The 14,061-nt window shown below is 35.5% G+C and carries 10 protein-coding genes; 8 read left to right on the forward strand and 2 right to left on the reverse strand.

The annotated features are described in order from the left end of the window. Window positions 1-10: 10 nt before the first annotated feature. Both BGO88_RS07800 and BGO88_RS07805 read left to right on the forward strand, forming a co-directional pair. Window positions 11-1,171: a serine hydrolase domain-containing protein gene (locus tag BGO88_RS07800; RefSeq protein WP_286706508.1), complete on the forward strand. Its 1,161-nt coding sequence runs from the start codon at window positions 11-13 to the stop codon at window positions 1,169-1,171. Next, window positions 1,155-1,868: a 3'-5' exonuclease gene (locus BGO88_RS07805; RefSeq protein WP_286706509.1), complete on the forward strand. Its 714-nt coding sequence runs from the start codon at window positions 1,155-1,157 to the stop codon at window positions 1,866-1,868. The genes BGO88_RS07800 and BGO88_RS07805 overlap by 17 nt, the downstream gene beginning before the upstream one ends. A gap of 47 nt (window positions 1,869-1,915) precedes the next feature. Here the strand turns inward: BGO88_RS07805 and BGO88_RS07810 are convergent, their stop codons facing one another. Beyond that, window positions 1,916-2,524, reverse strand: coding sequence for a hypothetical protein (locus BGO88_RS07810; RefSeq protein ID WP_286706510.1), 609 nt, complete (start codon window positions 2,522-2,524; stop codon window positions 1,916-1,918). Window positions 2,525-2,721: 197 nt separating this feature from the next. Next, window positions 2,722-5,667, reverse strand: a complete 2,946-nt coding sequence (locus BGO88_RS07815; protein ID WP_286706511.1) for a S8 family serine peptidase — start codon at window positions 5,665-5,667, stop codon at window positions 2,722-2,724. A gap of 220 nt (window positions 5,668-5,887) precedes the next feature. Between BGO88_RS07815 and BGO88_RS07820 the strand changes: the two genes are divergently transcribed. From BGO88_RS07820 to BGO88_RS07845, 6 genes are all read left to right on the forward strand, one after another. Beyond that, complete coding sequence (locus BGO88_RS07820; protein WP_286706512.1) at window positions 5,888-7,579, forward strand: ABC transporter ATP-binding protein; 1,692 nt, start codon at window positions 5,888-5,890, stop codon at window positions 7,577-7,579. 8 nt (window positions 7,580-7,587) lie between these two features. Beyond that, window positions 7,588-8,325, forward strand: a complete 738-nt coding sequence (locus tag BGO88_RS07825) for a hypothetical protein (protein ID WP_286706513.1) — start codon at window positions 7,588-7,590, stop codon at window positions 8,323-8,325. Between the two features lie 166 nt (window positions 8,326-8,491). Continuing rightward, on the forward strand, window positions 8,492-10,330 hold the full coding sequence (locus tag BGO88_RS07830) for a lanthionine synthetase LanC family protein (protein ID WP_286706514.1): 1,839 nt from the start codon (window positions 8,492-8,494) through the stop codon (window positions 10,328-10,330). A gap of 49 nt (window positions 10,331-10,379) precedes the next feature. Then, window positions 10,380-12,506: a peptidase domain-containing ABC transporter gene (locus BGO88_RS07835; protein WP_286706515.1), complete on the forward strand. Its 2,127-nt coding sequence runs from the start codon at window positions 10,380-10,382 to the stop codon at window positions 12,504-12,506. A gap of 72 nt (window positions 12,507-12,578) precedes the next feature. Further along, window positions 12,579-12,824 (forward strand): pinensin family lanthipeptide, encoded by a 246-nt coding sequence (locus BGO88_RS07840; protein ID WP_273237684.1) that lies wholly within the window; start codon window positions 12,579-12,581, stop codon window positions 12,822-12,824. A 58-nt stretch (window positions 12,825-12,882) separates the two neighbouring features. Beyond that, window positions 12,883-14,061, forward strand: a complete 1,179-nt coding sequence (locus BGO88_RS07845; protein WP_273237685.1) for a cupin domain-containing protein — start codon at window positions 12,883-12,885, stop codon at window positions 14,059-14,061.

Raw genomic sequence — 14,061 nt, forward strand, 5'->3', positions numbered from 1 at the left:
GTAAAGCGGTATGAGATTTCTGAAAAAATTCCTTTTGTGGTTTGCAATTGTATTGGCAACCCTTATTCTGTTGCTGTATATTTTTAATCTCGACTATCTTATACGTGCTGTCAGGATTACGTATTTAAATGGAGAGAAAACGGCTTTCCTTGAAGATTATACTGAATTTCCAAATCGCGAAATTAAGAAAGGAGCAGGGCAGCCCTGGACAATCAGTAAAGAGTATAACAAGCAAAAACCAACCGATATACTGGAAGAAACCCATAAGAAATTTGAAACAGTCGCTTTTCTAATTATCAAAAATGATAGTATTTGGTATGAAAGCTATTATGACGGCTATAATAAAGACAGCAAATCGAATTCCTTTTCTATGGCAAAAAGTATTGTTACTGCTGCTTTAGGTAAGGCAATCATGCAAGGAAAAATTAAAAGCCTGGACCAGAAAGTAACCGATTTTTTCCCTGAATTTGCCGGAAAATATGGTGATAAGATGACGGTTGGCGATTTGTCATCAATGGCATCAGGTTTGGATTGGGACGAGTCCTATTACAGTCCTTTTTCAATTACAACCAGAGCCTATTTTGACGACAACCTTACAGATTTGATGCTGGGCTTGAAAGTTGTGGGAGAACCGGGAAAAGAATTCAAATATTTGAGTGGAAACACACAACTCCTGTCTATGGTAATTGAAAAAGCAACGGGCGAACATCTTGCCGATTATGTTTCGGAACAATTCTGGAAACCTTTGGGAGCAGAACACGAAGCGCTTTGGCAAATTGACCGTCCGGATGGAGTTGAAAAGGCATATTGCTGTATTGCAAGCAATGCGAGAGATTTTGCCCGTTTCGGGAAATTATACAAGCAGCATGGAAAATGGAATGGCAAACAGATTCTGGATTCCGCTTTTGTGGAAAAGTGCGTTACGCCAAGATTTGCAGATGCGCCAATGTACGGTTATGGTTGGTGGATAAGCGATTATAGGGACAAACAGATTTATTATATGCAGGGACATTTGGGACAATATGTTATCGTAATTCCAAAGGACGACCTGATAATTGTACGGTTAGGTCGCAACAGGGACGAAAGAGCCGATGGGAATTTCCACAGGAATGATTTTTATGTATATATCGACGAAACCTACGAAATGATAAGCCATGATAGAAAAAATTAATCTGGAAAACATCCTTTTTTTAGATATCGAAACTGTTCCGGAAGAAGAAACCTTTACTGCATTAGACGAAGAAAAAAAGGAACTTTTTGACTTAAAAACACAATACCAGAGGAAAGAGCAATTTACGGCAGAAGAGTTTTATGACCGTGCCGGAATCTGGGCCGAATTTGGAAAAATAGTATGCATCTCTGTCGGATATTTTACATTTAAGGGAGATATCCGCCATTTCAGAGTTACTTCCTTTTTTGGTAATGAGAAGAAAATACTCGGAGATTTTACCAATCTTCTGGAGAACTATTTTGCACAGCCACAGCATATTTTATGTGGGCACAATGCCAAAGAATTTGATTTTCCTTTTATAGCAAGGAGGATGATTATCAATCAGGTAAAAATTCCGGGTAAGCTAAACCTTTTCGGTAAGAAGCCATGGGAAATCCCCCATTTAGACACAATGGAATTATGGAAGTTTGGCGATTTCAAACATTATACTTCCTTGAAATTGATGGCAAAAATCTTAGGCATCCCGTCGCCTAAAGACGATATTAGCGGAAGCGATGTAGGTCATGTATATTATGTTGAAAAAGACATCGACAGAATCATTACTTATTGTGAAAAGGACGTGATTACTGTTGCACAAATCCTGTTGCGTTTCAGGCGTGAGGACTTATTGATAGAAGAAGAAATAATTCACATATAAATAAAAAAAGCCTTGGAATTCCAAGGCTCTTTCTTTTTCAGAGCATTTTATTTTTCTTTTTCAGGCGTTTTTTCTGTTCTGTAATAATAGTTGTTATTTCCATATTGGTAACCGCTTCCGCTTCCGTAATAATAGTTTCCATTATTTACAGCATAATCATTAGCCTTAATACTTCCCACCATATCAACAATTTCACCGCGGCGGTTGTAAATAAGCTGCAATCCGCCAATTTGAGATAGGGCATAACGGTTATAGCTCATATAAACGGTACCTATTCTTTTGATTCTGTTATAAGCATCATAGTTAACAAATACGTTTCCAACTCTTCTGATTCTGCCTTGGCTGTCATGTTCAATTTTTACACCTTGCCCGTTTCGTACGCCAGGAGCACCATACGTTGTATTCACATTGGCACTAGAACTTCTTCTGCCGCTTTTATAATAGAACACATCATTAGCAACGGTTGGCTCTGTATTGAAATCGAATTGCCCGTCAGGAAATACGTAAAAAGTAATTCCTCTTTCAACGAAAGCAATCGGTTCGTCCATATCAAGGTTTGCACTGAAATTTTTTTCACCCAAATAATGAGTTGTTTCTGCATTCGCTATGTTTCCAACGAATAAAATGCTAGCCACTAAGAGAGTAATTTTTTTCATGATTCAAAAAGAATTAAAAATTTTGCCTACTCTTTCGATTTTCAGCTTTTTCGAACCTTAAAAAATCAAGGTTATTTATAGCTATCCAATTTACATGCCAAAACTTTTTGTAACTAACATCTTTAAAAAGAAAAATCCCGATATTTTTTTCTATCGGGATTATTATCAGGTATTTATGTTTTTAAAATAAAATTTGATTATCGGTTCAAAATAATCTTTTTTGTTGTTTTTAAAGTTCCGTTTTGGATAGTAAGGATATAAACTCCATCCGAAAAATTATCAATATTGAGCACCTCATTTGTGTTTGAGGTTTCTTTCGTGAGTATTCTTCTTCCCTGGATATCGTTCAGATATAGGGTAGTGTTACCGGAGTTGGCAGGCAAGTTTACATTTAAGATTCCTTTTGAAGGATTCGGATAAACAGAAATGTTGGCTAATTGGCTGTCTGCTACAGTAAGGCTGGAAGGAGTAACATTACAGAAGTTAAGACTGAAACTATTAATAACACCTCCATCGCCATTATATTTGTCGATGGCATATAATGTCCAGATTCCATCAGCAGGAAGATTATTAAAATTGCTCAAAGGCTCTAAAGGTTTGACAGTTCCGGAAATTGAAGGTGCTGTTGCGCCACATGAAAAAGCAATACCTGCATCGCTTAGAGTAGCTACAATATTATCATTATCACCGCAAGGTTCTTCAAATAATTTGATGTAAGGTGAGCCTATTGCTTCCGGTCCTTCCAAATAAATAGTCATATCTTCAATATAGGTATGAGAAATGTCTATTGTTGCCGTTAGTCCTCCAACTGTCATGCCGCCTGTAACAAGAACAGGAACAGAAGCCACAGCATTGGCTGTCGCAGCAATTGTTGCTTCAGAGAAATCTGTCGCAGAAAAAACCTGACCACAATTTAAAGCTCCGGTTTGGAAATTATATACCGTACTTGAGGTGGCGGTTGCACATCTGTTTTTTGGAAGAATTCGCCAATAATAATTGTATTGAGGTGTAAGATTATTTAAAAAATAAGTAGTTTCTGTTACTTCCTGATTGACCATCAGGGTTCCAAAACCAGAATCGGTTGCAACCTGAACAATATAAGATTCTGCATTTGCAGAAGGTGCCCAATCCAATTGTACAGTTGGCGCCACACCGCTTATGTTATTTGCCGGACTCAAAAGTGTACTGTTTTGGAACGTATTGCTATATACTCTTAAATCTACATATTTTGTTTCTACATCTGTTCCGCGTGTACCTCTGATACCAATTGTGTAATCACCAGCCGGGATATTGTTTAAGTTGGAAATTGTCATCGTCACGGTTTGATTTACAGATGAAGATGTAGTGCTTAAGTCGCCTGAAGCTCCTGCCGGAAGACCTACAATTGAAAAACCGGTGCTTTCTGATGTAGTTGTAGTATGTTGGAAATTATACACGGCTGCAGTATTGCTGCATACAATCTGGTCTTCAGAAAGAGACGTTACCGCAAAAGTTGAATTGGCACCCGTAACTATAAGTGAAAAACTTTGAGGGCCTAGTGCCAAAGTTCCCTTATGCGTTACCGTTATCGTATAGGTTCCTGATGCAGACGGAATGCTGATTTTTTCAACATTGTCAACATTATTATCGCCATTATTTACGGCATTGTCATTAGGATTACTTGTCAATTTCCAAGGGAAATAAGTTGAGGTTCCTTTTGTAATTCGTATATCCAAATCATTGACCAAAGCAGGCGTTGGGTCATTAAGGTTACCGTTGTTTGTTATTCCCGGTACATCCATCCACGCAATAGTTGCCTGTAATGGTTCTGTTCCATTTGAATTCACAGTCATTGTAAACGTTTGTCCCTGTTGAAGGATTTCTTCAGAAATAACAGTCCCCAATCCATTGGCAGTGATTGTTTCTGCTGCTTTTTTGGCATTCAGCAATCCCCATCCAAAAACAGCATCCGGTCCCGGATTTCCAGCATCATCGGCTGTATGACAGGCAAGTGCCTTTAGGGTTGCCGCTTTCATAAAGCGTTTGTTTTTTATCTTATAATATTGCTGCAAAAGCAATAATGTACCGGTTACGTTGGGAGATGCCATAGAAGTCCCCGATAGCGTTCCGTAAGCCGAATCGGAAGTTTCAAAAGTAGAATATAAGCTGGTGCCGTTTCCTGTAATATCGGGTTTTATCCTAAAATCATCCGTTGGTCCCTGGCTGCTGGCAGAATTAATTGATACGCTTATAAGGTTTCCATTGGCAGCAATAAATGCATCCTGTGCGTTGGCAACTACCAAATTGTTTTTGGCTGTTTTGTTTCCGGTCAGTTTGTCAAAACCTACAGCAAAAGGATTTGGATTTTCATCTTCTCCGTTATTTCCGGCCGATGCTACCATCAGGTAATAAGGAGCATTGTAAGCGATTTCATCCCATGCTCTTGCATCGGTAGTATAGGCTCCGATGTACCAGGAAGGAGCAAATTGTCCGTTATTGACAATTGGCACACCATAGGAATGATTGGAAAGTAACATTCCGGATTGGATTTCTGACAAAGCTTCACTTTGGTCATTGGTCCAGTTAAAAGTTCTGACCTGAGCCATTGGCGCCATACCTTTTGCATTGGCATCAACACCGGATGCAGCTATAGTTCCTGTAACGTGTGTGGCGTGAAAGTTATTTCCGGATGAGCCTGCAACGGCATCATTCACGGTAACTCTGCCGCCAAATTCTCTGTGTGAGGCTCTTACTTTGCCTCCATCCCAGACACGAGCCACCATGCCTTGTCCGTCTAAATTGAGTCCTAAAGCACCGCCGGTATTTAAAAAATTGGCTCTTGTAGATTTTGCCGCATTTTTATTGTTTACAGAATAATATAAAGGAAATCCGTCCGGAGTAAGCTTTATCAATTCGTCAACAGTACCGTTTTCGTTTTTAATAAACTCGGGCCAGTTATTTAATTTGGCAGCCTTTAGGGCTTGCTGTTTTTGAGAGGCAGCCTTTTTCCGATAAATTTCTTCTAATTCTTTTAGTTTTTTTAAATCGTAGTCTTTGGTGATTTGTTGGATATCATTTTTATCCTGACCAAAACCGATTGATGGAATTGAAAATAGAAATAATAAAGTAAGTACCTTAAAAGCGGAAGTAGAATTTTTTGTCACTTGATGTAATTAGGGGTTTTTTGAAAATTTCCCAAAGATAGGGAATTGTCTCATATTCAATAATGTTTTAAAATTTTTATTTCAAATCGGGCAAAATGCTGGTATGTTTAGATAAAAATGTAAGAATTTCCAATGTTTTATAGAATAATCATAAAGTATATACGGCCAAAAAGAAGTTGGGTTTTTATTTTTAGGAAAATCTTTTTGCTATTTTTATGACATGAAAAAACAGCCTTTGTTAGAAGTCAATGCCCTGGAAATTTCTTTTAAGAAAGATGGTGGCTTTAAGCCCATAATCAATTCTATAAGCTATGCGTTGCAAAGCAATGAAATTTTAGGGATTGTAGGAGAATCAGGTTCCGGAAAATCGGTCTCCTCTCTTGCTGTTATGGGATTGCTTCCTAAAAATATTTCTAAAATTACCAAAGGAGAAATTCTTTTTCAGGGCAAAGATGTGTCCCGGTTTTCAAAAGAGGAATTGCAGAATCTAAGAGGAAAGAACATTTCAATGATTTTTCAGGAACCGATGAGTTCTTTAAATCCTTCTTTGAAATGCGGTTTTCAGGTAGAAGAAATGCTTTTGCAGCACACTAAACTTTCCAAAAAAGAAATACGAAAAGAAACCCTTGATTTATTTGACAGGGTAAAACTGCCCAATCCGGAAAAAATTTATGAAAGTTATCCGCATCAGATTTCCGGCGGACAAAAACAGCGTGTCATGATTGCGATGGCAATAGCCTGTAAGCCAAAAATATTGATTGCCGATGAGCCAACCACAGCTTTGGACGTAACCGTCCAGAAGGAAATCATCCAACTGTTGAAAGACATACAGCAGAAAACAGGCATGAGTATTATGTTTATTTCACATGATTTGGCTTTGGTGTCTGAAATTGCAAATCGTGTATTGGTCATGTATAAAGGTGAAATTGTAGAACAAGGCAATGCTTCTGATGTTTTCCACAATCCGCAGCATATCTACACCAAAGCATTGGTCAGCTCAAGACCTTCACTCGATGTGCGTTTGAAAAGACTTCCTACCATACAGGATTATCTGAAGAATTCTGTCAGTGATGAAATTATCACCACTGATGAAAGGAAAAAAGCACATGAAAAATTATACAGCCAAACACCAATTCTGGAAGTCAGAAACGTAGAAAAGGAATATTTTTCTTCTGCCGGACTTTTTGGAAAAAGAATAGGCTTCAAAGCGGTCAATGATGTAAGTTTTAGGATATATGAAGGAGAGACATTAGGACTGGTAGGAGAATCCGGATGTGGGAAATCAACTTTAGGGAATGCCATCCTGCAATTGGACAAGGCAACTGCAGGTCAGATTTTTTATAGAGGCGTTGATATTATGAAATTGCCAAAAGAAGATATCCGGGCATTACGAAAAGAAATACAGATTATTTTCCAGGACCCATATTCGTCTTTAAATCCGAGGATTCCGGTTGGCAAAGCCATTATGGAACCGATGAAAGTTCATAAGCTGTATAAAAATGATGCCGAACGAAAAGCAAAGACAATAGAAATTTTGGAAAGGGTTGGCCTGGGTGCGGAATATTTCAATCGTTATCCACATGAATTTTCAGGTGGGCAAAGACAGCGAATAGGAATAGCCAGAACTATTGCCTTGCAGCCCAAATTAATTGTCTGTGACGAATCTGTTTCTGCCCTTGATATTTCTGTTCAGGCACAGGTTCTGAATCTTTTGAATGAGCTGAAAGAAAATTTTGGTTTTACCTACATTTTTATTTCTCATGACCTGGCTGTTGTAAAATATATGTCAGACCAGATTTTGGTAATGAACAAGGGTAAAATTGAAGAAATGGCCGACGCCGATGCATTATATGATAACCCTCAAAAAGAATATACTAAAAAATTAATCGCAGCAATTCCAAAAGGGAATTAATTAGACTTATGAAATATATACTTATTGTACTTTTTTTACTATGTGTTTCCTGTACGGATAAAAAAGAAGAAACGGCTGAAGTAGTAACTTCTTCAGAAGTAGAAGTGATTCCAACAAACGAATCCGCTTTCATAAATAAAGATTCATTGCTGTTGGATTCCAAGGGAATCTCTGCAGATAAGATTGTAATTACCGAAATAAAAAGAAGCTACGACAAAGACAGTATTGGTACTGCTTTTTTTGAAATAGGATTTTTTAAGAACAATAAAGCAATCTATACCTATCCTACAAAAATTGTTTTTGGTATGGATGAAGGAGCAGAATGGAATATCAATCAGGAATTCATGTCAGATTCAGAGAATGAAAATATTGATACGAGATTTATCCATTGCAACTATGGTATTGCCGCCTGCGGTTATACACATAACCACTTCTTGTTCTTTTTGGATGAGAAAGGCGTACAGTTGGTAACACAATGGGATTCTATGTGGGATGGCGGTTATGGTGTTGACCAACGCTTTGAGCCTGATTTTAAAACCAAGCCGATGAGGTCATTTTTTGCCAGAACAATTGATGTGTCTTCTGATGAAACCGTAAATGATTCGATAGAACGGGTAGAAGTTTCTTATACTGATTCTGTTCGGTATAATTTTGAAAACGGGAAATGGAAAAAAATCCAGCTTACACAAAAAGGGAAAATATACCGTAAGGAGAATTTTACTTTTGAGGAATATTACAAACAATAAAGACAAGAGCCACAAGTTAATTTGTGGCTTTTTTATTGCAGGGTCAGATTTGCTTTTTTTGTATTCCTTCATTATCTGATATTTAAGAATAATACTAAATAAAAAGTAAGACATATCTTAACAATTACTTTAAAATTTATATATTGCCGTAAATAACTATTCATAGATGGATTATACTATTTTAGGTTTTGTCGCAGATATAAAAAACGATATTATTAAAGAATTTTTAGATGAAACAAGTAATGATTTGTCTGTCTATTCCGGGAAATCCGGGGTATTGTGTTTTTTAATAGAATATTATGTCCTGACAAAAGACGAAAGTATTTTATCCCAGATTGATGACCTTATAAACTCAGATTTAAAAATTTATGAGGACAATAAAGTAAGCTCCTATGCTTTTTATACCGGGAATTCAGGATTTGCTTTTTTGCTGATTAAACTTTATGCTATTACAAAAGAAGAGAAGTATAAAGAATATAGTCTTCTGATTTTAAAGAATAGCAAATCACATTTTGACTTTATAAACAGGCCGCTAATCGAATTGATTTCTGGTGTTTCGGGAATTCTATTAGCATTACTACATGTGGCCAATTCAGGAATTGAAGAAGAATGGCTTTATGAAGATATTACATTTTATGTTGAGCTCATTTTAGAATCTGCCAATATTTCCAAAGAAGGAATTTTTTGGGATGTGACTCAAAAAAATATCCAGGGACTAACAGGTTTTTCACATGGAGCTTCCGGAATCGGGTTTGTTTTTTTTCAGATATATAAATTAACAAATATTGAGGCTTTTAAGGAAATTGCTTATTTAAGCTTTGAATATGAAGACAGTGCATTTATTGAAGAGAAAAAAAACTGGAGAGATTTCAGGCATTATCCTTATACGGAACCGGCAAGAAAAATATTTATACAGGAAGCCATTTCTGAAAACGCATCTTTTTTTACACCAGTCAAAACAATGAATGCCTGGTGTCATGGAGCACCGGGTATACTTCTTTCCCGTATTGAAACCCAATTCAAAGAAGAATTTACGAGAGAGGTGTTTAATTCTGTTCTTCCCTCCATTCATGAACCGGATAACCATTCTATTTGCCATAGCAGAATTGGAAATGCTTTGTGCTTCATACACGTTGCAGAATTTTTAGGAATTGATATAAAAGATGATATACAGAAAATAGGTTCTGAATTGATTGACTTTTATAAAAAAGAAGGAATCTTTTTAGATGGTTATAATAACGGCAAGAAAAACCATAACCTTTTTATGGGAACTCTGGGCACATTGTATTTTCTATTAAAAGCACAAGCCTATATAAACGGAATTGCAATAGGTTCAAGCATTGTTTTTCCAAAGTTGGAAAATACAGGAAACAATAATCATGCATTGGAACGATTAAAAAAATATGATGCAACAAATGCAGTCAAAATTATCCTGTCAAACAAGTATAAAAAAACATTTGAGCTTCTGGATAGAAGAAATATAAGTTTGAACTATTCAATTCCTAATTTCAAAAATGTGTTTGCACAGCAAATTGCAGAAGTAAAAGATGAGCAATTGTCAGCAATATATAACTTTGAACATTTGCTGATAGAAAATCAGGCACAAAGTATTCCATACAATTACAACTATTTTCTAATAGTCAAAGATGCAGAGCTATTGGAAAAAGCGGACAAAGATGGTTTTTTGAATATGGAAATTAAATTAAATACCAGCTTTAGATTACTGGACAGTAAAGTTTTACTGGATGATTTTAGTGATGTTGTAAAACTTGACTCGGTATTAATTTCAAATTTTCCAATGCCGTGTTTTTTCAGGTTAGAGAAATTTTCGCTGATACTGGTTAATTTTTTAAGAGAACATTCCAGTGTTGTAATTAAAGATGTCGTCAACTCTTTTTTATCTGATTTTTCTTCGGAACAGGATAAAAATCAGGCAGAAGTCTTACTGCTTGAAAACATCAAAAACTTCATATTAAAAGGTATAATCAGAATAAAACATGTTTAAAATATATAGACAAAAAAATGCTTTTGACTGTGGTCCTATATGCTTGAAAATGATTGCGAAGCATTATGGAAGAGAGGTTGATTTAGACTATATTAAAAAACTGTGTAAAACAAATTCTGAAGGAACTACATTATTAGATTTAAGTACCGCTTCTGAAAAAATAGGATTTAATACATTAAAAGCAAAAGTAAGCAAGTCTGATATAGATAAAATCCCACTACCTTTTATTGCACATTGGGATAACTTCCATTATATAATCGTATATAAAATTACCAGAAAGCACTTTTATGTTGCCGATCCGGCAAAAGGGAAAATCAAATACACCCGGGAAGATTTTTTTAATTATTGGGCTGTTAACGAAGGTGATGAAGGCTATGTACTGGGGCTGGAACCTTCTGCTGAATTTAATAAGGAGAAATCTTTAAAAATATCCTTTATTAAGGAAATATTGGTTTTTTTGACACCTCACAAAAAAATCTATTTTCAGGTTGTTTTTGCACTGCTGCTTGGTACCATAATACAGATAATCTTACCTGTATTATCGCAGCTATTTATAGATAGGGGTGTTGGCGAACGCGATACCAGCTTGTTGTTTTTGATAATTTGCGGTCAGTTTGTTTTGACTATTGGAGGAATATTCACAAACTTTATTCGCAGTATAACAAGCTTGCATCTGGGAACTATAGTGAATGTTTCTATTGTCTCAGATTTTATAAAGAGAATTTTAAAAATGCCAATTTCGTTTTTTGAGAATAAACAGGTTGGTGATATTTTACAGAGAATTAATGATAATGACAGGATAGAACAATTCCTCACAGAATCATTGGTAAATATTTTATTCTCTATCTTAAACCTTTTTATTTTTACTACGATACTTGCCATTTACAGCCTAAAGATATTTGTTGTCTTTTTGATAGGCAGCGTGCTTTATATGACATGGATTATACTTTTCCAAAAGAGAAGGAAAAAAATTGACAGGGAGCTATTTGGGTTAAATTCCAATAATACCAGTGCTCTGTTGGAAATATTTGAAGGAGTAAACGATATAAAATTCTTCAATATTGAAAAAAATAAAAGATGGGAATGGGAAAGGGAACAGGCCAGAATATATAAGGCTAACAGAAAAATGCTGATTGTGAATCAGATTCAAAGTTCAGGCTCGATAACAATAAATACCCTGAAGAATTTTATCATCTTATATATAGCTGCAACTTCAGTGATTAACGGGCAGATTTCTCTTGGGATGCTGTTTGCTATACAGTTCGTTTTAGGTCAGGCAAATGCTCCTATTGCCGGCATAATGGTTTTTGTGAGGGACCTTCAGTTTGCCAAATTAAGTTTTGAGAGATTAAATGAAATAAATAATGAAATCCAGACAGTAACATCGGAAGGTATTGAAGTAGTTGACCCGGAACCGATATCAGATGATATTAGCGTATCGAACGTGTCTTTTTCCTATTCACAAGACAATTCCGATTTTAGCTTTGAAAACTTATCAGTCACTTTTCCTAAAAACAGCATTACAGTAGTTGTGGGTGAAAGCGGCTCTGGTAAATCAACTATATTAAAATTATTGCTAAAATATTATGTTCCAAGCCAGGGTGAAATACGAATTGGAAATTCTGAAATAGGAAGTATTGATTCACAATGGTGGTATAAAAATACAGGAGCTGTTTTGCAGAATGGTTATATCTTTTCTGATACTATCAGGAATAATGTAGCATTGGGTGATGAAACGGTAGATGAAAAAAGGATGCAGGAAGCTATCGAAACGGTCAACTTAGATAAGTTCGTCCAATCCTTACCGGATAAGTACGATACTATGTTGGGAAAAGGTGGGAATGAACTGAGCCAGGGACAAAGACAAAGAATACTTATAGCCCGATTGGTTTATAAAAATCCAAAATATGTTTTCCTTGATGAAGCTACCAATTTCTTAGATTCAGAAAACGAAACGATTATTTTAAATAACCTGAAAACATTTCTTAAAGACAAGACCACAATCATTGTAGACCATAAATTGAGCGCTATTAAGAGTGCTAACAAAATAATTGTTGTCGATTCAGGAAAGATAGTTGAAGAAGGCACTCATGAAAGCCTGATGAAATTAAATTCAAAGTATTCAAACCTGATTAAACAGCAGAAAGAACTGAATAATACAGATTTTAACAAATAAAATCGCGTTTTGTCATTGCTGTTCCAATTTTTTTCATTTATTTGTAGTATTATTAATACTAAAACTTTAATTATGAAAGAAAAATTGAAATTAGAAGATTTGAAACTGGAAAGTTTTGTTACAGAGCTTGACAATTCTTTTTCCTTTGACATCAAGGGTGGTAAAGCGGCAACTTATGGTGCTTGTGATAACACTGGAAAAACACTTGATTGCTCAGGTTGGCTTTGTGACTCAACAGATGTATCTCAACAATCAGAATGTGAGACATGCGGTAGAGAATGTGGTGTAAAAACATTAGATCCAAGACCAAGACTTTAATTTGAATCACAAAAAGGCCATAATTTTAAAAAAATTATGGCCTTATAAAAAATATCAGATGCTACATCAAATTATCCATCCATTATCGGTAGAAGACTTTTTTTCTAAATATTTTGAAAAACAATACCTTTTAATAAAGAGAAATGATAAAGACTATTTTAAAGATGTCCTGAATGTTGATTCCTTAGATCAATTAATTTTCTCTTCATCAAACTACTACCCAACATTTAAAGCGGTAAGTCATTCCAAAGGAAAATTAGATCCGGCGAAATACTGTACAAATGTCAACGGAGGATATGTTATTGATTCATCTCAGTTTGTAAAATGTTATCAGGAGGGATATACTCTGGTTTTGTCTGATATCCAAAATAAAATATTGTCATTAAGAAATCTTACTAATGACGTAACAAAAGCATTAGGACACAGGACGGGAACCAATATTTACATAACCCCAAAAGATTCTCAAGGCTTTCCTGCGCATTATGATACGCATGATGTTTTTGTTCTGCAAATAAGCGGTACGAAAAAATGGAGGATTTATGATGTATTTGAGGAACTGCCTAATGGTGAAATGAAATTTGATAATAATTTTTCCGATACTGGTAATGTACTGGATGAGTTTTTGCTTGAGGAAGGAGATATGCTTTATATTCCCAGAGGGATGGTTCATGATGCCAATTGTGATGACGATTCTTCCATCCATATTACACTAGGGCTTTTTGGCAAATCCTGGGGTGAGATCATTAGCGAATACATCTCAGAAAGTACCCAGTTCCATAAAATATTAAGGAAATATCCAAAGTTGTATAATTCAGATTTTGACAGCCTAAACTCTGAAGATATCTCTGAAATAGCAGATTTGATTTCAAATCTGATAGTAAATATAAAATCTGATTTTAAAAAGCTGAATAATTTTGAAGAGCATGTAAGACCGGCAAACCTGGGCTTCTTTAAGCAAATTTATTCGTTAGATTCATTTAATTCTTCTTCTTTTATCTATCCAAGTAAGATGGAGAAATTTAATGTTATCGATAAAGAAAATGGTGCCATTAGTGTGCACAATTCTAAAATTCAATTAACCCTACCGGCTCCTTGTAAAGAATTTATACAAGAAGTATTTTCTTTAACAGAGCCAAAACAATTAAGTGCCATTGATTGTATTTTAGACGATGATTCTAAATTACAACTGGTAAGACAGCTTATAAATATGGGCGGTATTCAATTTGAGAACAATTAA

This window comes from Flavobacterium sp. 38-13, assembly GCF_001899155.1.
In the GTDB taxonomy this organism is placed as follows: Bacteria; Bacteroidota; Bacteroidia; order Flavobacteriales; family Flavobacteriaceae; genus Flavobacterium; species Flavobacterium lindanitolerans.